Here is a 24,184-nt window from a genome sequence, read left to right on the forward strand (position 1 = left end):
TGCGGAGCCGGGTCGGTATCGGTGACATCAGCGCATCGAATCCAGGAGATCATCATGACCACCCATTCCGCCACCGACCGTGATACTCACGCCCGCGCCGAATCACCCGGTCGGGGCGCGCACATCGCCGGCCTGATCGTCAGCGGCCTCGTCGTCCTGTTTCTGCTCTTCGACTCCGTCATTCACATCATGAACACCTCGCAGGTGCAGGAGGCCATGGCCGACCTCGGCTTCGATCCGAGCCTGAACAGGGTGTTCGGGGTCGTGCTGCTGATCTGCCTCGTGCTCTACGTCGTGCCGACGACTGCGATCCTCGGCGCCGTACTGCTCACCGGATATCTCGGCGGCGCGGTCGCGACCAATCTGCTCACCGAGCAGCCGATCGTCAGCACCACACTGGCGCCGATCTACACCGGAATCTTCGTGTGGGGTGGATTGTGGCTGCGCGACAACGGAGTTCGAAGCATCATGCCCCTTCGGCGCGGGTAACCACAGCGAACGGCCCCACCTCGGTGATTGTGAAACGTGGATCGTCGAACAAGGTCTCGGGGAAGGTGACCGTGTATCGGCGGACATTCGGGTCGTTCGGATAGACGTCCTCGGCCAACCGAAGTGTGTAACCCTCGGTGCCCTGTCGGAAGACGATGGCGTCGGGGGCACGCCACTGCAGCGAATCCCACGCGGAGAGAAGTTCTTCGGACGATCCGAGTTCCGACCATTCTTCGATCGCCGCTGCACGACCCGCGAAGTCTGCGAGGGGATTCGCGTAGTGCGACGTCAGCGCTTGGAAACCGAAGTACGGGTAGTACGCGAGGAACGCGGTGTCGGCGGTGAGGATCACGTGGTCGTCGCGCTCACCACCGAGCTGCGAACGCAGTGTCTCGTCGATCTCCGAGTAATACGATGCGGCGCCCGGTGGCCGCTGGTCGGCGCGTTCACCGTTGCCGTCGGTGTCGGTGTAGGCGACGGTGATCTCGTTCCCGAGAACTTGCGGAATGTTCTGGGTGAACGCCAGCGCACCGAGTGCGCCCACCGCGACGAGCACACGCCGCACATTCGGGTTGTCGCTCGAGGCGAGGCTGATCCATCGCGAGAATTCGACGAACGCGAATGCACCCGCCGTACCGAGCAGCACCAGCAGGATCACTTCGAGCCGGAACGCGAGCAGCGTATTGCCCAGCGCAGTGAACGCCATCGACCCCAGGAACCACAGGTACACAGAGATGACGCCGAGCCCGAGCGCCTGAGCACGCCGCGATGACGTCGCCCGCCCGATCAGCCACACACTGCCGAGCAGGCACAACAACCCGATCAGCGACATGTGGAACATCGGCAGGGGCAGGCTCGCGCCCGTGTCGGGTAGGTAGTGGGTCGCGGAACCCGAGCCGGCGGTCGAACCGCCCCCGAGCACGTCGAGCAGGAACGGCGCCCACACGATCAGCGCGACGAGCCCCGCGATCACCGCGATGGAGACGAATCGCACGAGCACCGGCATCGTGCTGCGCCACGAACCGTCGGCCCGCTTGGCGAGTACTGCCGCGACCACCGCCATCACCGTCACCGCGAACGCGGCCAGACCCAGGTACAGCGTGTAGAACGTCGCCGCGACCCCGAGGAACAGGCCGGTACCCACCACCGCGCCCCACCCCTGCCGTGCGCGTTTCTGGTAGTCATCGCTACCAGAAGCGCGCACGGGGTTGAGGGCGCCCCAGGCCAGCACCAGAGCCGGTGCGATCAGCAGCGCGATCACCGCGCCGTACGGCTCCGGCGACCCGTACGCCAGCACGATCACCGTCGATGCGGTCGCCACGAGCACCGCGAGATCCGACCGGACGAGTTCCGACCACAGCGCCAGCGCCACGACCGCCGCGACCGCCAATGAGGCGATGGCATAGGGCTTGAATGCCTCCCATCCATCCATCCCCAGCAGGTTCGCGACACGGCCGCCGACCCAGAACCACCCGGCCGGATAGAACGGCGGCATGTCGGCGTAGTTCATGTCGCGCAGGGCTGCGCTGTCGGTCAGTCGCGTGAGGAACTGCGTGCGGAACTCCTGATCGACGGAGATTCCGTGCAGATACAGCTTCGTCGCTGCCAGGGGCATCCCGAGGGTCGCGGTGACGAGGCCGGACAGCGCCGCCCACGACAGCACGCGCGCACCCGTCACCCACTTGCGGCGACGCAGCAGGTAGATCGAGCACCCGAGCGCAGCCAGAGCGACGAACTGCATGACAGTCGTGACGGCCTGTGTGACGTTCGACGAGTTGAACGCCGGCCATTGCACTCGTGCGAACGCGAACAGTCCCACTGCAGAAACGACGATCGCGACGACCACGGCCGCAACCATGCGACCGGCGGTCGTCGCGATCTTCCGAAACGGAGCGACGGGGATGACGGTGGGACTCTCGGCGACTGTCACGGGACCCGAGCCTAGTGAAGCTGTGGGCTCAGGCGGTGAAGCCGGGGCCGGTCAGATCGGTAGCTTGCGGAAGACGGCGCGCGGAATGTGCCGCAGCACGATCATCACGAACCGGAAGGGACCCGGCGCCCACACGATTTCCTTGCCCTTGTCGGATGCGGATACCGCGAGCGCAGCTACATCTTCCTTGTTCACGGTCAGCGGCGCTTCGTCGACATGCGCGCTGAACTTGGTGCGAACCTGGCCGGGGCGCACCACGGTGACGCGGGGACCGAACGGGCGCAGCGCCTCGCCGAGACCCAGGTAGAAGCCGTCGAGGCCCGCCTTCGACGAGCCGTACATGAAGTTGGCACGCTTGACGCGCTCACCGGCCACCGACGACATCGCGATGATCCGGCCGAAGCCCTGCGCCTTCATCTTCTCGCCGATGAGTACACCGACGGACACCGACGCCGTGTAGTTCACATTCGCGACGCGGACGGCCTTGGCCTGGTTCTGCCACAGTTCCTCGGAGTCACCGTCGAGACCGAAGGCGACGACGGCGATGTCGACGTCGCCACCTGCCCATGCCTCGTCGATGACTTTCGGGTGGGATTCGGTGTTGAGCGCGTCGAAGTCGATGACGTCGACCTTCGTCGCACCCGCAGCATTCATCTGGGCGACGGATGCGTCGCGCAGCGGGTCGCCCGGCAGTGTCGCGAGGATGACGCGGGCGGGTGCCTTACGCAGGTACTCCTCGACGATGGCCAGGCCGATCTCGGAGGTGCCACCGAGAAGCAGCAGGGTCTGGGGATTGCCGACGGCATTGATCATCAGTGCAGTTCCAACCTTCTGGACATATCGGAGGCGAAGACGTTGGTGGGGTCGACCGTGCGGCGCACCTTGAGCCACTCGTCGATCCTCGGGTACATCGAGTGGAAGGTTTCCGCGTCGGTCCGCGAATCCTTTGCCGTGTAGAGGCGACCACCGAACTCGAGGACGCGCTTGTCGAGTTCGCGCACGAACTCGTTCAGGCCCGCCTTGATCGGGAAGTCGACGCAGATGTTCCAGCCCTTCATGGGGAAACTCAGCGGCGCCTTGTTGCCCTCACCGAACAGCTTGAAGACGTTGAGGAACGAGTAGTGCCCCGACTTCTGGATGTCGATGATGATCTTCTTGAACTCTTCGACGGCTTCGGTGGGGACCACGAACTGGTACTGGAGGAAACCCTTGGATCCGTAAGCGCGGTTCCACTCGCCGAACAGATCGAGCGGGTGATAGAACGCGGTCAGGTTCTGGATCTGGCCCGTTGCGTTCTTCGTCTTGCGGTAGTACAGCTCGCCGACGATCGAGAAGTCGAACTTGTTCGCCAGGCCGTTCGGGAACACGTCGGGAAGGGTGATCAGCGTCGGCGCGTCGAAGGCCAGCGGATTCTTCTGCAGTTTCTTCGGCAGCTGATCGAGTGTTGCTAGTGAGCCCCGTGACACAGCTCCGCGGCCCAGCTTCGGGGGCGCCGAGATCGCGTCGAACCAGGTGCTCGAGTAGTCGTACTTGTCCTCGGAGCCGTCGCTGTGCACGGCGATCGTCTCGTCGAGGGATTCGGTGCGCATGCTGTCGGCGATGAAGTACGCCGTCTCGGTGGGTGTCATCTCGATGGTCGCGCGCAGGATGATGCCCGTCAGACCCATACCGCCGACCGTGGCCCAGAACAGCTTGGAGTTGCGTCCCGTCGGGCCGCAGGTGCGGACCTGACCGTCTGCGGTGAGCAGGTCGAGGGAGCGCACGTGGTTGCCGAAGCTGCCCGCGCTGTGGTGGTTCTTGCCGTGGATGTCGGAGCCGATGGCACCGCCGATCGTCACCTGGCGGGTGCCGGGCAGGACCGGCACCCACAGGCCGAACGGCAGCGCCGCACGCATCAGCTGGTCGAGCGTCACACCGCCGTCCACCACGACCTTGCAGGACTCGCGGTCGACACTGTGGATCTTGTTCAGGGCCGTCATGTCGATGACGAGCCCACCCGCGTTCTGCGCGGGATCGCCGTAGGAGCGACCGAGACCGCGCGCGATGACACCGCGGCGCAGGTGCGTCGGCTTCGACTCGTTCTGCTCCGCGACCTGCGCCACGGCCTTGGCGATCAGCTCGACGTCGGGTGTGGAGAGCACCTCGGCGGTGGTCGGCGCGGTGCGCCCCCATCCGGTCAGGGTGCGTGTCTGGGTGGGGAGAGGCTCGCTCGCCTGCTCTTCAGCTGTCGTAGACATCGAGGTAGAGGCTACCCGCGTCAGCTCACTACCCGGCAAGATGCCGTAGGTCACTGGTTGCGTTTCGGTGAGAATCTCCATGTAGTGGCGGTGCGGATTGTGGCGCGGCGGACGCTACCCTCGACTCCGTGCCCGAACCCCACGACCACGTCCAGCCGCTGCCGGAACACCATGTTCCGCTCGCTCCCGAGCTGCCGCTGACCGACTCGACCGCAGACGAAGCGCTCGACCTGAAGACGCAGCTGGTGCGGTTCGTGGTTACCGGAGGGCTGTCGGCCATCGTCGACTACGGCCTGTATGTGCTGCTCATGGCGCTCGGCGTCACCCGTGATATTGCGAAGGCGCTGTCCTTCATCGCGGGTACCACCACCGCGTACCTCATCAACCGGCGCTGGACCTTCCAGGCGCCGCCGAGCCGGTTGCGGTTCGCCGCTGTTGTGATCTTGTATGCGGTGACGTTCGCCGCCCAGGTCGGGATCAACCGGGTGCTCAACGAGTCGCTCGGTGACGATTGGTGGGTCACCCCGTTCGCCTTCGTGGTCGCCCAAGGTGTGGCGACGGTCATCAACTTCGTCGTGCAGAGGCTCGTCATCTTCCGGATCCGCTGAAGATTTGGTGGCTTCTTGTCCGCTCAGCGAACCATTTCTCACCAAGGATTCACCGGTGTCGTGACATCGCCGTCCGAATCTGGCGAAGTACACCTTCGGGATCCTGGGTCAGCGTGTGCCACGTGAATCGCAGGACGTGCCAGCCGGCGTTGACCAGGACATTCTGTCGTTCCGCGTCGCGCCGGTGCCGCTGCGCGTCGCGGTGCCAGGCCCAGCCGTCGATCTCGATGGCAACGCGCTCGGCGTCGAACACCACGTCGATTTCGTAACCGCAGCTCCTCGCGTGGGCACGCCACCCGATCAGGCCGGCAGTCCGTAGAAGACGATGCAGGATCCGTTCGGCTTCCGAATGTCCGCCATCGCCGGCGGACCACAGTAGCCGTGCTGCAGCACGTGCCCCGTGCCGTCCCGAGTTTCTGAGATGCACCCGCTGGAGGACCTCGAGCGACGTGTGGCGCTGCAGCGCACGGTCCATGAGCACGGATCCGTTCGGTAACTCGACTGCAGCCTCGAGAACGGTCAGCGGTAGGGCAGTGACGGGCAGGCTGCGGACTACAACTGTGTCTTTCCAGTGCAGGTCACGGCGCCGAAGGCGAACTTCATGTCTTTGCGGAAGCGCTCGACGATGAGTCACCGTGACGTAGTGGTGGCCGGGTGGACGATCGAGAAGTCCGTGCCACCACGCGGCACTCGGACCCCAAGCAACAGCATCCCGCCCTGCGCAGTACACCGCCGCGCGAAGGCTCACGCTTTCGGTGTGTTCGCGGTCGGCGCGCAGGTATATGCCGGGTGCGAGGGTGGACCACTCGCCGGACCGGACCTGCCGGGTCACAGTCGACGAGCTCATACCGCATTCGAGGGCTTGCGCGCGTGTGATGATCCCGTCTTGGCGAGACATGATCGCGTGGATCGCTTTACGGCTCATATTTCGTTCGACGCAGCATCGCTCGAAGCGGTTCCGCTGGTACGCAACGTTGGTGAGATATTGCCCGGAATACGGACAAGAATCCACCAAAGTCGATTAGGCGTGGGGCAGGCGACCTGCCCCGCGCGCTTCTGTGAGTGAGGGTGCTGCCCGGTCCTTGGCCGACAGCTCGTACACGAGCCGGCTTCCGCCGCGCCCGACCGTCGGCCACTCGATCCCGATCTCCGGATCCAGCGGATGAACCTCGTGCTCGCGTTCGGGGTCGTAGCCCGTCGAGCACAGGTACATCACCGTCGAGTTGTCCTCCAACGCCAGGAACCCGTGCCCCAGCCCCTCGGACAGGAAGATCGCACGACGATCGACGGTGTCGAGCAACACCGAATCCCACTGCCCGAACGTCGGCGATCCCACCCGCAGGTCGACGACGACGTCGAGCACCGACCCCGACGCACACGTCACGTATTTCGCTTGTCCCGGCGGCACATCCGCGTAGTGGATTCCGCGCAGCACTCCCGCGGCCGACACCGAGCAATTGGCCTGCGCGAGATCGAGTTCCCGACCGGTCGCTTCGATGAAGCTGGACTGCTTGAACCATTCGAGGAACACCCCGCGGTCGTCGCCGAACTGCTTCGGGGTGATCTCCCATGCGCCCGCGATCTTCAGTTCTCGGTACTGCATTTCCTCAGGAGTCCTTTCCTCGTGCGACCAGGTCCAGCAGGTAGGTGCCGTAGCCCGATTTCACCAGAGGGTGTGCCAAGGCTGCCAATTCGTCGTCGGTGATGAATCCGCGTCGCCACGCAACCTCCTCGGGCACTCCGATCTTCAAGCCCTGACGCTGTTCGATGGTGCGCACGAAGTTCGACGCGTCGAGCAGCGAATCGAAGGTGCCGGTATCGAGCCACGCGGTGCCGCGGGGCAGCACCTCGACCTGAAGTCTGCCGGTCTCGAGATATGCGCGGTTGATGTCGGTGATTTCGTATTCGCCTCGCGCGGAAGGTTTCAGCGACCGCGCGATCTCGACGACGTCGTTGTCGTAGAAATACAGTCCCGGTACCGCGTAGTGCGATTTGGGGTCGGCCGGTTTCTCCTCCAGCGACAATGCGCGACCATCGGAATCGAACTCGATCACCCCGTAGGCCGACGGGTCCGAGACCCGGTACGCGAAGACGGCGCCGCCGTCGAGATCGTCGAACCGTTTGAGCTGTGTGCCGAGCCGCGGCCCGTAGAAGATGTTGTCGCCCAATACCAGAGACACGGTCTCCGCGCCGATGTGATCGGCACCCAGAACGAACGCTTGTGCCAGTCCGTCGGGCTCGTCCTGGACCGCATACGTGATGTCGATGCCGAACTGCGACCCGTCTCCGAGCAGATGCCGGAATTGGCCGGCGTCATGCGGAGTGGTGATCAGAAGGATGTCGCGGATTCCCGCGAGCATCAAGGTCGAGAGCGGGTAGTAGATCATCGGCTTGTCGTAGACGGGAGTGAGCTGCTTGCTGATACCCAGCGTGATGGGGTGCAGTCGCGAACCGGTCCCGCCGGCAAGGATGATTCCGCGCATGCCGGTCAGTGTCCCATGGGTAGGGTTGGCGTAATGAAGCTGCTCGTCACCGGCGGCGCCGGTTTCATCGGCGCGAACTTCGTCCACCAGACCGTGGCCGAACGACCCGACGTCGAGATCATCGTCCTCGACAAGCTCACCTACGCGGGCAACCTCGAGTCCCTCGCACCGGTGAAAGAGTCGATCACCTTCGTCCACGGCGACGTCGCCGACACCGGTCTGGTCGACCGGCTCGTCGCCGACACCGACCTTGTGGTGCACTTCGCCGCCGAATCCCACAACGACAACTCCCTGCACGACCCGTCACCGTTCGTGCAGACCAACCTGGTGGGCACGTTCGCCCTGCTCGAGGCCGTCCGCAAGCACGACGTGCGCTATCACCACATCTCCACCGATGAGGTGTACGGCGATCTCGCGCTCGATGATCCGGCGAAGTTCACCGAGGACACGCCCTACAACCCGTCCAGTCCGTACTCGTCGACGAAAGCAGGCTCCGACCTGCTCGTCCGCGCGTGGGTGCGTTCGTTCGGTATTCGCGCGACCCTGTCGAACTGCTCGAACAATTACGGGCCGTACCAGCATGTGGAGAAGTTCATTCCCCGTCAGATCACCAACGTGCTCACCGGGGTGCGGCCCAAGCTGTACGGCACCGGCACGAATGTGCGCGACTGGATCCACGTCGACGACCACAACCGTGCGGTGTGGACGATCATCGACAAGGGCGTCATCGGTGAGACCTATCTCATAGGCGCAGACGGTGAAACGGACAATCGTACCGTCGTCGAGACCGTCCTCGAACTGTGCGGGAATGACCCGGCCGGGTTCGATTTCGTTCCCGACCGCCCCGGCCACGACCTGCGTTACGCGATCGACGCGACCCGGCTGAAGACCGAACTCGGGTGGGCGCCTGTGTACAGGGATTTCCGATCCGGCCTGCACGCGACCATCGAGTGGTACCGCGCGAACGAGGCGTGGTGGCGTCCGCACAAGAACGCGACCGAGGCCGCCTACCGCCGAACGGAACGCCCACTCGAAGAGTGAGGGCGGTGCCCGTCAGGACGCAAAAAGTGCATTTCCCGCGATCCTCACCAATCGGTCGCAACTCTCACGTGATCGGCGAACGGCGGCGTTCCCGCTGATAATGTCGCATCCGGACCAACAGGATCGAGGAGATCGGGGAGTTACTCGATGGAGCAGGCACCTGCCGGCGACACGACAACTGACGGCAGCAACGTCGACGCGCTGGAGGAGGCCCTCATCGAGCCCGCACGTCGTGATCGGCTGATCGTTCAACGCGGACTGTTCGGGTCGCTCTCGCCGCGCGTACCCGAGAAGATGTACGTGGTCACCAAGGGCGACGCGGCCGCCGACCGGCACGGGCTCCAGCTCGCCGAGGGCGCGACCGCCCACACCAACACCTACTTCGGCCGGTTCGCCGCGACCTTCTGGCAGCGCTGGACCGACGTGAAGACGGTGAACCTGCAGCTCACCTACGCCTCGTCGGGTAGCGCGGCGTTCACCGTGTGGGCGTCCGACGCCCGTGGCCGTGAGCGCATCGTCACCACCTCGAAGGTCTCGGGTTCGGGCGACCTCGATCTCGAGCTTCCCATCGAGCGATTCGTCGACGGCGGCGCGATGTGGTTCTCCGTGGAGTCCAGCAACGGCTCGCTGCTCATTTCCGACGCGCGCTGGACCGTCGCCGCTCCCGAGCACCTGCGACCGGCCGCCGTCGTCATCTGTACGTTCAACCGCGCCGACGACTGCACCGTCACGGTCGGCACCCTCGCCTCCGACGACGATGCGATGGCCGACATCGACGCGGTGTGCATCGTCGACCAGGGCACCGACCAGGTGCGTTCGCGTCCCTCGTTCGCGGAGGTCGAAGAGAAGCTCGGCAAGAAGCTGATCTACCTCACGCAGCCGAACCTCGGTGGCGCGGGCGGATTCTCCCGCGGCATGTACGAGATCACCGGCTCGCCGAACTCGGCGCACGCCAACGTGATCGTCATGGACGACGACATCCTGTGCGAGCCGGAATCCGTGCTGCGACTCAACGCGTTCGCGAACATGACGGTGCAGCCCACGATCGTCGGCGCCCAGATGCTGTCGCTGAGCAACCCGCAGATCCTGCATGTCAGTGCCGAGCGTGAGGTGCTCGACGAGATCACTGCGGGTGAGCTCACCCCCGGTGCGAAGATGGGCATCGATCTCATCAAGAAGAAGCAGGATCCCCGCTTCGACGCAGGCTGGAACGGCTGGTGGACGTGCCTGCTGCCCGCCGAGATCATCGCCGAGTGTGGCCTGCCGATTCCGCTGTTCTTCCAGTGGGACGACATCGAGTACGGGATCCGAGCCCGCTTCGCCGGGCATCCCACCGTCACGCTGCCCAACGCGGGTGTGTGGCACGCCGATTTCCACCTCAAGGACTACGACGACTGGGCGCGGTACTTCAGCATCCGCAACGGTCTCGTCGTATCGGCGCTGTACGGCCGGTTCGACGGCAACGACATCTCGAAGTATCTGTTCCGCAAGATCAGCGAGCTGATCGTGTCGATGCAGTACGGCTTGGCCGCGACCTTCATCAAAGCCGCCGAGGACTTCCTCGCGGGGCCCGACTTCCTCTACGACGGAGGGCAGTCTGTGCTGAAGGAGCTGCGCGAACTTCGCGACCGCTATCCCGAGACGAAGCCGCTGCCCGCGTCGCAGGTGGGCAAGGAGTCGGATCCACATACCCAGATGAAGGTGTGGGACTTCGAGCCCGACAAGAAGCGTGAGGGGCTCGTCCTCGTGAAGCGTGCGGTGCAGCAGTTCCGGGGTAAGGTCGACCGCCGTCAGGTCACAGTGCCTGCGCACTTCGCGAACTGGTGGCACGTGTCGTTGTTCGACACCGCCGTGGTCACCGACGCGTCGCAGAATGCGGTGCGGGTGCGCCGCCGCGACAAGGACATCGCCGTCGCACTCGCGAAGCATGCCGCGAAGGTGTGCTGGCAGCTCCGCAAGGAAGCGCCGCAGATGAAGAAGACGTGGCACGACGCCATGCCCAAGCTGACCAGCCGTGAGAATTGGGCGCGCCTCTACGGCATCGGCGAGTAGTAGCACGTGAGGGCATGGCCGCTTCCCTTGATCGTCGGGGGAGCGGCCGTGTTCGTAGGTGCGGCTTTTTCGTGGGTTCCGTCGTTCTGGTGGGACGAGGCCGCCACTGTCTCGGCGGCGAATCGTCCCCTCGGGGCGCTCCTCGAACTGCACGCCCAGCGCGATGCTGTGCACGGGCTGCACAACCTGCTTCTGCACTGGTGGTTCTCGCTGGTGGGAATCAGTGAGTTCACCGCCCGGATCCCAGGTGCGGTGGCGCTCGGGGTCGGCGCGGCCGCAATCACCGCGACCGGACACAAGCTCGGCGGGGCACGAGTCGCTGTCGCGTCGGGTGTGTTGTTCGCGATCACACCGCGGGTGACGTGGGCAGCGACCGAAGCGCGCTCCTATGCTTTCGCGATCGCAGGGGCAGCGCTGTTGACCCTGCTGCTGGTGAAGGCCCTGACCGCGGGCCACGCACGTTGGTGGGTGGCGTACGCTCTGCTGGCTGCGGTTTCGACGGTGCTGTTCGTCTACTCCGCGACAGTGGTCCTCGCGCACGCGGTGACAGTCCTGTTGCTCTCGCGTGATCGTGTGAGGTTCGCCGTCGCAGCGGTGGCCGGAGCGTCGCTGTCGGCGCCGTTCATGATGCTGGCGTCGACCCAGATACAGCAGGTGTCGTGGATCCCGCCGCTCGACGCCACTGTGGTGCGCACGATCCTGGTCGACCAGTGGTTCCCGCAAGCTCCCTGGGCGGCGGGACTGTGCGCGGTGACCGTCGTCGCGGGTGCGGTCGTTGCGATGCGGATCGGCGTGACACCGGGGGAGCGGATGCTGCTGGCGGTGGCGCTCCCTGGATTCGCCGTGCCGATGACGGTGCTGCTCGTGAGTTCGCTGGTCTCGCGCAATCTGTATCTCGACCGGTACCTGTCGTTCACGGTGCCTGCGATGGTGCTGCTGGTGGGCTGGGCGCTGGCTCGGGTCGCGACTCGGTGGTGGACGATGCTCGTCGTGTTCGTCGCGCTGGCTGTGGCAGTGTCCCCGGCCTACATCGCGCAGCGTCAGCCGTTCGGGAAGGCAGGCGGGATGGATTACAGCGCGGTCGCCGACCGGCTCATCGAGGTGTCGGAAGCAGGCGACTGCGTCGCATTCGAGCCGACCATCTCGTGGGCACCGACCTCCCCGCGAGCGGTCATGGATGCGCGGCCGGATTCGGTGGTGGGTCTCGATGATGTCGGGCTCGGGCGCAGCGCGGCCGAGCGAACTCAACTGTGGTCGAGTGATGCGGCGCCATCCGAATCGGCCGTTCGTGCGGCCGCCCGGTGCACGGTGCTGTGGGTGATCGCGGATCGTGAGCGCGATACCCCCTGGAAGCTGTGGCATCCCAACAATGTGTGGTGGCGATTCGAGCCGTATCGATTCACCGACACGGAGACCTTCCACGAACTGGCCGCGGCGGGATTCGAGATCACCGACCACGCCGCGGTCCACCGGTTGCAGCTGATCAGGCTGCAGCTCGGTCAGACCCAGTAGGCGACGCGAGCGCGGTAGTTGCGCATCGCGAGCAGGGCCAGTCCCCAGCCGAGCACGGTGATCACGAGGACGATGACCCAGTGGTAGAGCTGCTGGTCGCCGCCGAGCAGCGGGGTGCGGACGATGTCGAGGAAGTGGTAGAGGGGATTGATCTCGGCGATCTTCGCCCGGCCTTCGTTGCCTGTGCCGACGAGGGTCTGCTCCGTCCAGATGATCGGTGTCATGAAGAAAAGCAGCTGGACGATGCTGCCGAGCAGCGGCGCGATATCGCGGTAGCGGGTCGAGAGAATGCCGAACACCAGTGAGACCCACACCGCGTTGATGGCGATCAATGCCAGCGCGGGAATCGCCGCGAGGGCGGTCCAATGCAGCGGCTGCGGAAACACGATGAGAATGCCCACGTAGATCACGATGTTGTGCGCGAACAAGATCATCTGTCGCCACACCAGGCGATACACATGCACGCTCAGTGGCGTCGGCAACTGTTTGATCAGGCCCTCATTGGACATGAACACGTCGGCGCCCTCGAGGATCGAACCGCTGATCAGGTTCCAGATGATGAAGCCGAGGGCCACATACGGCAGGAACGTGGGTACATCGAGGTTGAACAGTGTGCCGTACAGCACGCCCATCGCGATCGCGGAGACGCCCGTTGCGATGGTGATCCAGAACGGGCCGAGCACCGAGCGCCGGTACCGCTGTTTGATGTCCTGCCATCCGAGGTGGAACCACAGCTCACGATGCGCGAACCCATCGCGGAGGTCCTCGAATGCACGCTTGAATGTGCGGGAGGACGATTCGATCGGCTCGTCATCGACGGTGAGGGCATCAGACACGGGTCCCGAGCCTACCCGCGTCGAAAACATGCCTATTGCGGTGTGGTGGTCGGCGTCTGTTCACAGCCCCCAGGTGTGACGTCCCAGCACGCGGCGCTCGTAGTTGTAGATGTTGACGCGGCTCGCGATGAAGAAGGCGAATCCGAAGGTCACGATTCGGTCGATGCTGGGCGGCAGGTCCAGGATCAGGCTGACGAACCCGATGGCGATGCCGAGTCCCACCAACACCAGGGCTTTCCGCCACAAGCGCAGATACAGCAGGTAGAAGACACCGAAGACCGCTCCGAGCCAGTTGAAGTTCAGCTTCATCCGCTTGCCGAACGACAACTGCCGGAATGCGGCGGTGTAGGCCGGTGAAGTCTTGATTGCGCCCGGTGTGCCGTTCCTGTCGAAGAACTCGAACCGGTACCGCCACGTGTTGCTCAGGCCCTCGTACTTCTCGGTGCCGTGCGTGCTGATATCCGTCATGATCCCCCCGGATGTTCGACCGTTCCCCCTGAACGGTTCAACGCATTATGCACGATGGTCCCTCAGTAGCTGCGCGAGTCTCCGGAGCCCGCGTTCGGTGGCGTCCGCGTCGGCGTGGCTGAAGTTCAGCCGCATGGTGCCGAGCTGCGGACGATCGGGGAAGAACTCCTCGCCCGGCATGAACGCGACACCGCGATCGATCGCCGTGTGGAGCAGAGTTCGCGTGTCGAGCGGCCGAGTGAGGCGGAGCCAGAAGAACAGCCCGCCTGCTGGGGCCTGCCACTCGGCGAGCCCACCGAGGTGACGGTGCAGTGCCTCGTCGAAACCATCGCGGCGCTTTCGGTAGAACGACGCGAGATCCTCGAGGCGGTTCGACCAGCTCGGGTCGGTGACGGCGCTCAGCACGAGTCGCTGCGACAAGGTGGAGCTGTGCAGGTCGACGGCCTGCTTGAGCATCACCAGGTGCGGGAACAGGTCCTCGGACGCTGCGAGGAAACCGAGGCGAAGCCCAGGTGCGAATGTCTTGGAGAACGAACCCTGATACACCCATGATCCGCCGCCCATGCGGGCCGCGACGGGCACTCGGTCGCACGGTTCGTACGTGAGCTCGCGGTACGGGTCGTCCTCGAACAGCGTTGTGCCGCTGTCCAGGCAGGCGCGGGCGAGGCTGTCACGCTCGTCGCGTGTCGCGCACCTTCCGGTGGGGTTCGCGAAGGTAGGCACGACGTAGGCGAGGGGCGCGGTCGGTGCGCGGTCCCAGCCGAGGTTCGTGAAGTCGGCGCCGTAGAGGCGGAAGACCTGCAGTGCCGCGAGGTAGGTGGGGGATTCGACCGCCACGGGCGTGCCGGGGTCGATGAACAGCTTCGAGACGAGGTCGATGCCCTGCTGACTGCCGGACAGGATCATCACGCGCTCGGTGGGTGCGTCGAGGCCGAGCGCGCGTAGTTGCTCGGACACGGCGGCCCGCAGTTCCGGGTCGCCTTCGCTCGGTCCGTACTGGAGTAGGGCGGGGTCGTCGGAGTGGGCCAGGTGCGGAAGGGTTTCCGATGCGGGGAGCCCGCCCGCGAACGACACCATGCCCGGCCGGTCGATGACGGAGAGAATTTCGCGGATCGGTGATGGGCGAAGCGAAGCGATGCGTTGGGAGAGCATGGGCGATTCCCATCAAATAGGTCAATGTTGTTGACGTACTCTAGGGCATGAGTGAGAATAAGGTCAACGTGTTTGACCCAAATCGTGAGGCGGAGTTGAGAGAGGCGATCGAAGATTTCTTCTTCGGTTACCGAGCCTTCACCGCGCTACCCGATCGACTACTCGCTGAACGCGGACTCGGCCGGACGCACCACCGCATCCTGCACTTCGTCCGCCGCGACGACGGGCTGTCGATAGGCGAACTCCTCGACATCCTCGGTATCACCAAGCAGGCACTGCACCGGCCCATCAAGGACCTCGAAGGGCAGGGGCTGATCGCAATCGCACCCGATGTGAACGACCGGCGTGTCCGTCGGCTCACGATCACCGACGACGGACGCACCCTCGAAGCCGAGCTGACCGCTGCGCAGATGCGCCTTCTCGACGACGTGTTCCGTCAGGCAGGAAGCGGTGCGGAAACGTCGTGGCGGGCGGTGATGGAGTTGCTGCGCGCAGACCCTCTCGATCAGGACGCTCGAGCACTCTCGACATTCACGACAACTGCTGCGCACGCACCGATCTCGGGGGGATAGTAAGTCATCGACCCGCGCGGTCGACGAAGCTCTGCATGCAAGGAGTACTGGTTGACCGACGCAGAACCGCCGCATCCGAGAATCGAACGCAGCCAATTCGGAGTACCCGAACGACGCAGGGAGCCTGCGCTCGAAGATCTGCCCCCGATCTCCAGCACCGAGTTGAGCAAGGGGCCGACCGAGCTCGCCGAACACCGGGGACCCCGCGTCAATTGGCGCGTCTTCGTCATCTCGGCTGCCGTCGTCCTGGCGTTCTCCATCTGGGCCATGGTGATGCCCGATCAGGCCAAGGAGACCATGCACACGGTCGTGACGTGGATCGCGACCAATGTGGGCTGGTTCTACGTCGTCACGGTCACCCTGGTCATCATCTTCGTGCTCTGGGTTGCGCTTTCGAAGGAGGGCAGCGTCAGGCTCGGACCTGATCACTCGCGTCCCCAGTACAAGCTGTTCACCTGGGTGGCGATGCTCTTCGCTGCCGGCGTGGGCATCGACATGCTTTTCTACTCCGTCACCGGACCGATCAGCCAGTTCATCGCCCCACCGGCGGCGAGCCCGGAGTCTGCGGAGGCGATCCAGGACGCCGTGGTCTGGACGATGTTCCACTACGGCATCGCCGGCTGGTCCATGTACGCGCTACTCGGTATGGCAATGGGCTATTTCGCTTATCGCTGGGGGATGCCGTTGTCCATCCGCGCTGCGCTCTACCCCCTGCTGGGTAAGCGGGTGCGAGGAGTGACGGGTGACGTCATCGACATCTTCGCACTCGTCGGCACCGTCTTCGGTGTCGCGACGTCGATGGGCATCGGTGTCGTCCTGCTCAACGTCGGGTTTTCGACCATGTTCGGTCTCCCGGAAGGCCTCGCGCTGCAGATCGCGCTGGTGCTGGTTGCTGTGCTCATGACTGTCGCTGCGTGCACCTCGGGCGTGGACAAGGGCATCCGTCTGATCTCCGAGCTCAACCTGTGGTCGGCGGGCGCGATGATGCTGTACATCCTCGTCACCGGCAAGACGTCGTTCCTGCTCAATGCCTTGGTCGAGAACATCGGCCGCTTCGTGTTCACCCTGCCCGAGCGGACCCTTCAGACGTTCGCATACGAGAATGACGGTTCCGCGTGGATGGCCAGTTGGACCCTGTTCTTCTGGGCGTTCTGGCTTGCCTGGGGACCATTCGTCGGCCTCTTCCTGGCCAGGATCTCCCGCGGCCGAACCCTGCGCGAGTTCGTCATCGCCGCGATCACCGCACCCGTGCTCTGCGACTTCTTCATCGTGTCGATCTTCGGCAACAGCGCCATGCGCGAAGTCCTCGACGGCAACGACGAATTCGCGGAGCTGGCCGTCGACAGTCCGGAACACGGTTGGTACAGCCTGCTGGAGATGTTCCCGGGGGCGCCCTTCCTGATCGGTCTGGCCACGCTGTCCGGACTGCTCTTCTATCTCACCAGCGCCAACTCCGGCGCCATGGTGATGTCGAACTTCTCGTCGTCGATCCCCGACCCCGCCGTCGATGGTGCGAAGTGGCTGCGGATCTTCTGGGCCCTGGTCACCGCGGTTCTCACGATCGCCATGCTCGTCGCAGGAGGGGTGACGACCATGGAGTACGCAACCCTCATCTTCGCGCTGCCGGTCACGATCATCGCGTACCTGGTGATGGCCTCCTTCTCGAAGGTGCTGCGGATGGAACGTGCCGAGCGCGAAGGCCACATGCTGCGCCGAAGGACGATGGCTGTGCACGGCGGGCAGACACCGGAGAAGACCTGGCGACAACGATTGGGCAGTTTGAGGTCGTACCCCTCGAACAAGGTGGTGGCCCAGTTCTCGACCCGGGTGATCGAGCCGGCCCTACGGGAAGTGGCCGACGAGTTCGGCAAACTCGGTTACGAGGCCGGCCTGACCACCACTCCCGACGCGAACACCGGTATCGACGCGCACACACTCGTCGTCAACATGGACGAGCATCGAGATTTCCACTATCAGGTGGCCGGCGTCGAGGCTCCTGTGCCGACCTTCGGCGGACGCAGCATGTCCAGGCAGATCGACGTCTACTACCGGCTCGAGGTGTTCACCCAGACCGGGTCGGAGGGCTACGACCTGATGGGACTCACCAAACAACAGGTCATCAACGACGTCCTCGACCGCTACGAGGCCCACCTCGGCTTCCTCAGCTACTCAGCCGAACACGACTATGCGTCGAAGTTGACGCCACCCACGGTTCCCGCCATCGAGGGAACTCCGTCGATCCCCGTCACTGCCGACGACGTCGAGCGCATCGATGACGACAAACCCGGCGACTAACGTCGGCTGTGGCTCTAGGACCCTTCGACATCTTCTGCAGGAACGCGCATGGCCACTGGGGCCGAATGCTTGTCGTCGGTCGACGCGTGCTCTGCCGGATCGACGACGAGGACCGGTACGGGGCAGTGCTCGGTGAGATACGCGGCGACGCTGCCCAGCATCCGGTTCGACATGCCCCGGCCGCGCTTGCCGATCACCAGTACATCGGCATGCTGTTCGGTCGCGAACCATCGCAGGCTCTGCCCTGCCGGGCCGGCGATGACCGCGTAGCCGACGGGGACCTCCTCGGAGCCGGAGGCCGCCGCTTCCAGCCGTTCCTTCGCCCCGGCGAGCACTTCGGAGTCGATGTCGGTTGCGTCGTCGTACGACACCACCGCGACGAGCTCGAGTACCCCGCCTCCCGGCGCGAACAGTTGCCGCGCGGTACGCAAAGCCTGTTCGGCCTCCTTCGATCCGTCGAATCCCACCATCACGCGCAGACCGCCGGACTCCTCGCCACCGGCACCCCACATCGCGACCGGCTCCGACGCCACGGACCGGGGATTCCGTTCGATGCGCTCGAATGCGATGGGTACGAACAGGGGGCCGAGGATAACCGCGATGAGTGTCCATCGTGGGTCGTGCCCCTTGCGGGCCATCCACAGTCCGGTGGCGAGCCCGGTTAGCACCCACACGCCGATGAAAACCCACAGTGCCGTCCAGTTCACGGCGCCCTCCTCCTGAAATGTGAAGGAACGAAGATCGGCCGGAAGGTGATCATCGTCCCTGTTGGACGTCGGGGATTACATGGCCGTCGTCGTCGACCCGATCGTGCTCGGCGATGCGCCGGTACGCACGGTTACGGATGGTGAGGACGATCGAAGCCAGAACAGCGCTCAGTACCGATCCACACAGCACAGCGACCTTGGCGTGATCTGCCTCGACCGATCCCGCGCCGAACGCAAGATCGCCGATCAGCAGGGAGACCGTGAATCCGATGCCGCCGAGTAGCGCCACACCGAAGACGTCGACCCAGCGCACATCGTCGTCGAGGCGCGCTCGGGTGAATTTCGCCATCAGATAGGTGGTTCCGAAAATCCCGATGACCTTGCCGACGACAAGGCCTGTCGTCACTCCCACGGAGACGGGATCGGTGATCGTGGAGGTCAGGCCCGAAAGGCCTCCCACAGTGACGCCAGCGGCGAAGAACGCGAAAATCGGCACGGCGATTCCCGCAGACAGCGGGCGGACCCGGTGTTCGACATGTTCGGCGACCGCGATCTTCTTGCCGTTCACGTGCCGCGACACGGGAACGAGGAAGCCGAGCAGCACACCGGCGATGGTGGCGTGCACCCCGGACTGGTGGACGAGCCACCACGTGATGACACCCAAGGGCACCAGTACCCACCACGCAGTCACTCCGCGTTGCATCGCGAAACCGAAGGCGGCCAGCGGAATCAGGGCACCACCCAGATACAGCAGGTTCAGTTCGTCGGTGTAGAACACGGCGATCACCGTCACTGCGAGCAGGTCGTCGACCACCGCGAGGGTAAGCAGGAAAGTCCGCAACGCTGTGGGCAGATGCGACCCGATCACCGCGAGAACGGCCACGGCGAATGCGATGTCGGTGGCGGTCGGCACCGCCCAGCCGTTCAGTGCTGCGGCACCACCCTGCAGGTTGATCGCAACGAAGATCAATGCCGGGGCCATCATCCCGCCGACTGCCGCGACGATGGGCATCGCCGCGCGTCGGAGATCGCGCAGATCACCCTCGACGAATTCGCGTTTGAGTTCGACACCGACGATGAAGAAGAAGATTGCCAGCAGTCCGTCGGCGGCCCACGTGCCCAGCGACAGATGGAGATGCAACGACTCCGGACCGAACGTGGTGTCGCGCAGCGCGTGATACGAATCCGACCAAGGGGAGTTCGCCCAGATCAGCGCCGCGAGCGCAGCAAGCAACAGCAGGGCGCCGCCGACCGTCTCCTTGCGCAGTATGTCCGTGACGCGACGTGACTCTTCCGAGGAACCGCGTGACAGCAAGGGAAGTGACGAGAAGATTCCGGGCATCACACGCCTCCGGATACGGACAAGGAATCGTTGCGATGGCACGACGGAATCATGACACCTCCGGTTCGACAGCAGAAAACACTCGCCGACCAGACTTCCCGGCACACCGCACGTAACCGTACCGCACCGGCGGCCACCGGTGCGGTACGGGAGTGTCCGACGCCGAGAATGATCGGCCGAGAAGAACCTACGGCGTGCTGTCGTAGAGGCTCGCAATCTGCTCGGCGTACTTGGCGTCGATCGGCTTGCGCTTGAGTTTCATCGTGGGGGTCAGTTCGTCACCCGATGGTTCCCAGATGGTCGGCAAGACCGTGTACTTCTTGATCTGCTCGACCCGCGACAGCTTCGAATTCGCCACCTGCACTGCTTTCTCTATCGCATCGAGGACGACGGGATCGTCGGCAAGTTCCTCGTGGGTGCCGGACAATCCGTGCTCCTGTGCGAATGCTGCGAGTGCGTCGGGGTCGAGTGCGAGCAATGCGACGTTGAACGGCCTGTCGTTGCCGATGGCGACGGCCCCTCCGAGCATCGGGCACGCTGCGCGGAGAACACCTTCGATGTTGGCGGGCGACATGTTCTTTCCCGCGGCGTTGACGATGAGTTCTTTCTTGCGGTCGATGAGTCGAACGTAGCCGTCGTCGTCGATCTCTGCGATGTCGCCGGTATGCAGCCATCCCTCGGAATCGATCGCGTCGGCGGTCTTCTCCGGATCGTTGCGGTACCCCTTCATGAGCAGAGGGCCTCTGACGAGGAGTTCGCCGTCCTCGGCGGTCTTGATCTCCACGCCGGGGACCGCTCGGCCGACCGTTCCGATACGAATGGCGCCGGGCCGGTTCATGGTCACCACGCACGACGTCTCCGACATACCCCACACCTCGGAGCACGGGATGCCCAGCGCCAGTACGAATTCGAGAACCTCGGGCGAGATCGCGGCGGCGCCGGTGACGGCGGCGCGAACCTCGTCGAGTCCGAGCTTCTGTCGGATCTTCGACAGCACCAGCTTGTCGGCGAGACCATGCTGCAATTCGAGCGTCCTCGGGACGGGCTTGCCGTCGGACTGCAGCCGCGCACGCGTGCGGCCGACATCGATTGCCCACAACGCGAGCTTCTTCTTGACCGGGCTGGATTCCTCGGCGAGTGTCTTGTCGATCGCGGCCTTGAGCTTGTACCAGACCTGCGGCACAGCGCCGAACAGCGTTGGGCGGACACTCGGCAACACCGCGATCGCCTGTTTGAGGTCGTCGAGTGTCGTGATCTGCATACCGCCATAGATGCTCGAGTAGTGCGAACCCCACCGGTTCGCGATGTGTGCATCCGGCAGATACGACACGATCCGGTCGGCGACACCGGTGGGCAGGAACGTGGTGGTCGCTTTCAATTCGGCGAGCAGATTCGCATGGGTCAGTTCGACACCCTTCGGGGGTCCTGTGGTGCCGGACGTGTAGATGAGAGTGAGCAGGTCCGACGGTTGCACGGCCTTCCACGCCGCCTCGAAGTCGAATTCTGCATCGGCGGCAGCCTCCAGATCGTCGAGCGACAGCGTTCCCTCGGGCTTTGCGTCGATGCACACCAGGTGCTCGACCTTCGTGGTGCCGATCGCTTCCGTCAATACTGGGACGAACTGCTCTTCGCAGATCATCACACGGTTGCCTGCATTACCGAGCACGTGCGAGATCTGTTCGGCGGTGAGCGAATTGTAGATCGAGAAGGGGGTCGCGCCCAGATGGAATGCTGCAGTGTCGAGAAGGTGGAACTCCGGGCGGTTGGTGAGCATCAGACCGACAGTGTCGCCGTGCCGAACACCGAGCCCGGCGAGTCCGGCGGCGAGCCTCTCGACGCGGTCGGCGTACTGGCTCCATGTGTACCGGACAGAATCGTCCGGTGTGCGCAGCGCGACGCTGTCGGGGTACGCCGCGGCGGTGGACTGGAAAGCATGGCAGAGGGTGGACGGTGCACTGTCTCGAGTTGTCATGATCGCTCCAGGGAAGAATGGTGCGAAAAGTGTAAAGGGGACTGCACACGTTCGTGGGCGGATTGGTGTGAATGGCTGGGGCGCTACGGATCCACCCTCAGGGACGCTCGAACTTCTCCTCGCGTCCCAACTTGCGTAGCCGCACCCACTCACGCAAACCGGCCGGGTCACGGCGGGTCACCAGGAAGTACCAGCCGAACCGCACCCACTCCTGCGGCAGCAGTCGTCGCAGACCGGGTTGTGACAGCAGATAGCCGCGGTTGCGGTATGTGAAGAAGCGTTTGACATCGTTGTCGGGGAACTGGGTGTGCATCCGTCCGCCGAGGATCGGCTTGAATTCGTCGGCGCCATCAGGATGCAGGTAGGCAGTCTGCAGGCACGTCCCGAAAGGAAGCCCCGAACGTACCAGCCGTCGGTGGACCTCCACCTCGTCGCCGCGCACGAACAGCCGCAGGTCGGGGACGCCCACAGCGTCGATCGCATCCGCGGTGAACAATGCGCCGTTGAACAGCGACGCGATACCCGGCAGCAGGTCTTCGTCGCCGAGTTCATGACGCCACCGTCGCCACACCACGCCGCGGCGAAGCGGGAACGCCAGCCGGTCCGGCTCGGCGATGTCGCAGACGACAGGGGAGACCTCGGCCAGCCCGTTGCGCTCCGCGCAGTCGAGCAGCGTCGCGAGAACCTCATCACCCTCAGGCCGACCGTCGTCGTCGGCGAGCCACACCCGGTCGGCCCCCAATGACAGCGCGTACAGAATGCCGAGCGCGAAGCCGCCGGCTCCCCCCAGATTGTGCTTCGACCCGAGATAGGTCGTGGGAATCTCGACCGCGTCGACGAGCACACGCACCTCGTCTTCGTCCGCGTTGTCCACCACGACGAGATGATCGAGGGGGCGCGTCTGCGCAGCCAGCACCTTCAGCGACTCGGCCAGAAGCTCGCGGCGCCGATGGGTGACGACGACGCCGATGATGCGTTCGTCAGGCACCGTTGCCGCCCATCGGATCCGCATCGACGACGGAAGCCGATCCGGCGGCGGTGCGTTCACGTTCGAGTTCTTCGAGGACAGTGCGCACGTGGTCGCCCGCGTCGTCGCCCTCGTAGGCACGCACCACGTCTTCGATGCCGCCTTCCTGTCGAATCCGGCCATGATCGATCCACATGGCCCGGTCGCACAACTGTGCGAGGAACTCGTTGGAGTGGCTCGCGAAGACGAGAATCCCCGAGCGCGCCACCAGTTCCTGCAACCGGACGCGAGCCTTCTTCATGAACTCGGCGTCGACTGCGCCGATGCCTTCGTCGAGGAGCAAGATCTCCGGGTCGATGCTGGTGACCACACCCAGCGCGACACGCACGCGCATGCCCGTCGAATAGGTGCGCAGCGGCATCGACAGATAGTCGCCGAGCTCGGTGAACTCGGCAATCTCGTCGACCTTTGCCAGCATCTGCTTGCGGCTCATGCCGAGGAACATGCCGCGGATGAGGATGTTCTCGTAACCGGAGATCTCGGGGTCCATGCCCACACCGAGGTCGAATACCGGCGCGACACGTCCGCGCACCCGCGCCGCGCCGCGCGTCGGCTCGTAGATGCCCGACAACAGGCGCAGCAGCGTCGACTTTCCAGCTCCGTTGTGGCCGACGAGACCGACCCGGTCGCCTTCTTTCAACGACATGGTGATGTCGCGGAGCGCTTCGACGACGACGACGTCGGAGGCGTTGCGGCCGATCGAGCCGCCGGCCTTGCCCAGGAACGCCTTCTTCAACGACCGAGTTTTGGCGTCGAAGATCGGAAAGTCGACGCATGCGTTTCGGGTTTCGATGCTGACTCGGCTCACGATGCTGCTCCAGACGCTGACACGAGTTTCGAGCCTACCGGTCCGTGTCTGATGCCCGACGCCTACAGGTACTGGCCGGTGCCCGTGTGACCGTGACCTTGCTGGTCGTCCGGCCCGGCCTGGATGTTCAATCCGGGCGGCAGCGCGCCCTGGCGCATCTGTTCGAGCTGCGCGCGGGCCGCCATCTGCTGAGCGAACAGAGCGGTCTGGATGCCGTGGAACAAGCCTTCCAACCATCCGACGAGCTGGGCCTGGGCGATGCGGAGTTCGGCGTCGGACGGCACGGAGTCTTCGCTGAACGGCAGCGCGAGCCGCTCGAGCTCGTCGCGTAGATCGGGCGCGAGACCTTTCTCGAGTTCCTGGATCGAGGAGTGGTGGATCTCCTTGAGCCGTGCTCGGCTCGCGTCGTCGAGGGGCGCGGACTTCACCTCTTCGAGCAGTTGTTTGATCATGGTGCCGATACGCATGACCTTCGCGGGTTGCTCGACCATGTCGGCGAGGGTCTCGCCGGAACCGGCCTCGTCCGCGGACGCTTCTTGCGATCCCGGCACCTCGGGCTGCCCCGCTTCGCCACGGGGAATACGGACGGGCTGTCCGTCCGGGCCGATCACCAGAACATCGTCATTCTCGGGATGCGTCATGGGTCAATTCTG

Annotated in this window: 22 protein-coding genes; 7 read left to right on the forward strand and 15 right to left on the reverse strand. The window is 64.5% G+C overall.

Annotated elements, in window-relative coordinates; translation table 11 throughout:
• Positions 1-54: 54 nt before the first annotated feature.
• Entirely contained in the window at positions 55-489 is a 435-nt protein-coding gene (locus HCA61_RS16635) for a DoxX family protein (RefSeq protein ID WP_169689269.1), read from the forward strand.
• Here the strand turns inward: HCA61_RS16635 and HCA61_RS16640 are convergent.
• The 3 genes from HCA61_RS16640 to HCA61_RS16650 all read right to left on the reverse strand — a co-directional run bounded on the left by HCA61_RS16640 (position 467) and on the right by HCA61_RS16650 (position 4,656).
• Positions 467-2,347, reverse strand: coding sequence for a galactan 5-O-arabinofuranosyltransferase (locus HCA61_RS16640; protein ID WP_169689364.1), 1,881 nt, complete (start codon positions 2,345-2,347; stop codon positions 467-469). The two genes, HCA61_RS16635 and HCA61_RS16640, sit on opposite strands and share 23 nt — an antisense overlap.
• 123 nt (positions 2,348-2,470) lie before the next feature.
• A complete protein-coding gene (locus HCA61_RS16645; protein ID WP_169689270.1) occupies positions 2,471-3,232 on the reverse strand; it encodes a decaprenylphospho-beta-D-erythro-pentofuranosid-2-ulose 2-reductase in 762 nt (253 codons plus the stop codon).
• Positions 3,232-4,656, reverse strand: a complete 1,425-nt coding sequence (locus tag HCA61_RS16650; protein ID WP_169689271.1) for an FAD-binding oxidoreductase — start codon at positions 4,654-4,656, stop codon at positions 3,232-3,234. The genes HCA61_RS16645 and HCA61_RS16650 overlap by 1 nt, the downstream gene beginning before the upstream one ends.
• Before the next feature lie 128 nt (positions 4,657-4,784).
• On the opposite strand from HCA61_RS16650, the gene HCA61_RS16655 reads away from it, so the two are divergent.
• On the forward strand, positions 4,785-5,264 hold the full coding sequence (locus HCA61_RS16655) for a GtrA family protein (protein WP_308198789.1): 480 nt from the start codon (positions 4,785-4,787) through the stop codon (positions 5,262-5,264).
• A 49-nt stretch (positions 5,265-5,313) separates the two neighbouring features.
• Here HCA61_RS16655 and HCA61_RS16660 read toward each other — a convergent pair whose 3' ends face one another.
• The 3 genes from HCA61_RS16660 to rfbA form a co-directional block, all read right to left on the reverse strand.
• Entirely contained in the window at positions 5,314-6,162 is an 849-nt protein-coding gene (locus HCA61_RS16660) for a type IV toxin-antitoxin system AbiEi family antitoxin domain-containing protein (protein WP_240959654.1), read from the reverse strand.
• Positions 6,163-6,285: 123 nt separating this feature from the next.
• Positions 6,286-6,867 (reverse strand): dTDP-4-dehydrorhamnose 3,5-epimerase, encoded by a 582-nt coding sequence (gene rfbC, locus HCA61_RS16665; RefSeq protein ID WP_169689273.1) that lies wholly within the window; start codon positions 6,865-6,867, stop codon positions 6,286-6,288.
• Positions 6,868-6,871: 4 nt separating this feature from the next.
• The gene (gene rfbA / locus HCA61_RS16670; protein ID WP_169689274.1) at positions 6,872-7,747 is read right to left on the reverse strand and encodes a glucose-1-phosphate thymidylyltransferase RfbA; all 876 of its coding nucleotides are present in this window, start codon (positions 7,745-7,747) and stop codon (positions 6,872-6,874) included.
• Positions 7,748-7,780: 33 nt separating this feature from the next.
• Between rfbA and rfbB the strand changes: the two genes are divergently transcribed.
• The 3 genes from rfbB (at position 7,781) to HCA61_RS16685 (ending at position 12,352) form a co-directional block, all read left to right on the forward strand.
• Positions 7,781-8,788: a dTDP-glucose 4,6-dehydratase gene (gene rfbB, locus HCA61_RS16675; RefSeq protein WP_169689275.1), complete on the forward strand. Its 1,008-nt coding sequence runs from the start codon at positions 7,781-7,783 to the stop codon at positions 8,786-8,788.
• Between the two features lie 147 nt (positions 8,789-8,935).
• Positions 8,936-10,840, forward strand: coding sequence for a glycosyltransferase (locus tag HCA61_RS16680; RefSeq protein ID WP_169689276.1), 1,905 nt, complete (start codon positions 8,936-8,938; stop codon positions 10,838-10,840).
• Positions 10,841-10,846: 6 nt separating this feature from the next.
• Positions 10,847-12,352, forward strand: coding sequence for a glycosyltransferase family 39 protein (locus tag HCA61_RS16685; protein WP_169689277.1), 1,506 nt, complete (start codon positions 10,847-10,849; stop codon positions 12,350-12,352).
• Here HCA61_RS16685 and HCA61_RS16690 read toward each other — a convergent pair.
• From HCA61_RS16690 to HCA61_RS16700, 3 genes are read right to left on the reverse strand one after another with little or no spacing between them, the layout of a single operon-like run.
• Positions 12,340-13,188: an ABC transporter permease gene (locus HCA61_RS16690; RefSeq protein WP_169689278.1), complete on the reverse strand. Its 849-nt coding sequence runs from the start codon at positions 13,186-13,188 to the stop codon at positions 12,340-12,342. The genes HCA61_RS16685 and HCA61_RS16690 overlap by 13 nt on opposite strands.
• Before the next feature lie 60 nt (positions 13,189-13,248).
• Entirely contained in the window at positions 13,249-13,656 is a 408-nt protein-coding gene (locus HCA61_RS16695) for a DUF2628 domain-containing protein (protein WP_169689279.1), read from the reverse strand.
• Positions 13,657-13,701: 45 nt separating this feature from the next.
• Positions 13,702-14,808, reverse strand: coding sequence for a PLP-dependent aminotransferase family protein (locus HCA61_RS16700; RefSeq protein ID WP_169689280.1), 1,107 nt, complete (start codon positions 14,806-14,808; stop codon positions 13,702-13,704).
• Positions 14,809-14,855: 47 nt separating this feature from the next.
• Here HCA61_RS16700 and HCA61_RS16705 point away from each other — a divergent pair, with 47 nt between their 5' ends.
• Both HCA61_RS16705 and betT read left to right on the forward strand, forming a co-directional pair.
• Positions 14,856-15,380, forward strand: coding sequence for a MarR family transcriptional regulator (locus HCA61_RS16705; protein WP_169689281.1), 525 nt, complete (start codon positions 14,856-14,858; stop codon positions 15,378-15,380).
• An 81-nt stretch (positions 15,381-15,461) separates the two neighbouring features.
• Complete coding sequence (gene betT / locus HCA61_RS16710) at positions 15,462-17,675, forward strand: choline BCCT transporter BetT (RefSeq protein ID WP_346777579.1); 2,214 nt, start codon at positions 15,462-15,464, stop codon at positions 17,673-17,675.
• A 14-nt stretch (positions 17,676-17,689) separates the two neighbouring features.
• Here betT and HCA61_RS16715 read toward each other — a convergent pair whose 3' ends face one another.
• The 6 genes from HCA61_RS16715 to HCA61_RS16740 all read right to left on the reverse strand — a co-directional run bounded on the left by HCA61_RS16715 (position 17,690) and on the right by HCA61_RS16740 (position 24,172).
• On the reverse strand, positions 17,690-18,382 hold the full coding sequence (locus tag HCA61_RS16715) for a universal stress protein (protein ID WP_169689283.1): 693 nt from the start codon (positions 18,380-18,382) through the stop codon (positions 17,690-17,692).
• A gap of 49 nt (positions 18,383-18,431) precedes the next feature.
• The gene (gene nhaA / locus HCA61_RS16720; protein ID WP_169689284.1) at positions 18,432-19,724 is read right to left on the reverse strand and encodes a Na+/H+ antiporter NhaA; all 1,293 of its coding nucleotides are present in this window, start codon (positions 19,722-19,724) and stop codon (positions 18,432-18,434) included.
• A 187-nt stretch (positions 19,725-19,911) separates the two neighbouring features.
• The gene (locus HCA61_RS16725) at positions 19,912-21,696 is read right to left on the reverse strand and encodes a long-chain fatty acid--CoA ligase (RefSeq protein WP_169689285.1); all 1,785 of its coding nucleotides are present in this window, start codon (positions 21,694-21,696) and stop codon (positions 19,912-19,914) included.
• Between the two features lie 97 nt (positions 21,697-21,793).
• On the reverse strand, positions 21,794-22,684 hold the full coding sequence (locus HCA61_RS16730) for a glycosyltransferase family 2 protein (RefSeq protein ID WP_346777575.1): 891 nt from the start codon (positions 22,682-22,684) through the stop codon (positions 21,794-21,796).
• Positions 22,677-23,534, reverse strand: coding sequence for an ABC transporter ATP-binding protein (locus HCA61_RS16735; RefSeq protein ID WP_169689367.1), 858 nt, complete (start codon positions 23,532-23,534; stop codon positions 22,677-22,679). Before HCA61_RS16735 ends, HCA61_RS16730 begins: the two co-directional genes overlap by 8 nt.
• A 59-nt stretch (positions 23,535-23,593) precedes the next feature.
• On the reverse strand, positions 23,594-24,172 hold the full coding sequence (locus tag HCA61_RS16740; RefSeq protein ID WP_169689286.1) for a bacterial proteasome activator family protein: 579 nt from the start codon (positions 24,170-24,172) through the stop codon (positions 23,594-23,596).
• Positions 24,173-24,184: the final 12 nt, after the last annotated feature.

Origin of the sequence: Rhodococcus sp. HNM0563, assembly GCF_012726195.1 — a bacterium.
Taxonomy (GTDB): domain Bacteria; phylum Actinomycetota; class Actinomycetes; order Mycobacteriales; family Mycobacteriaceae; genus Rhodococcus.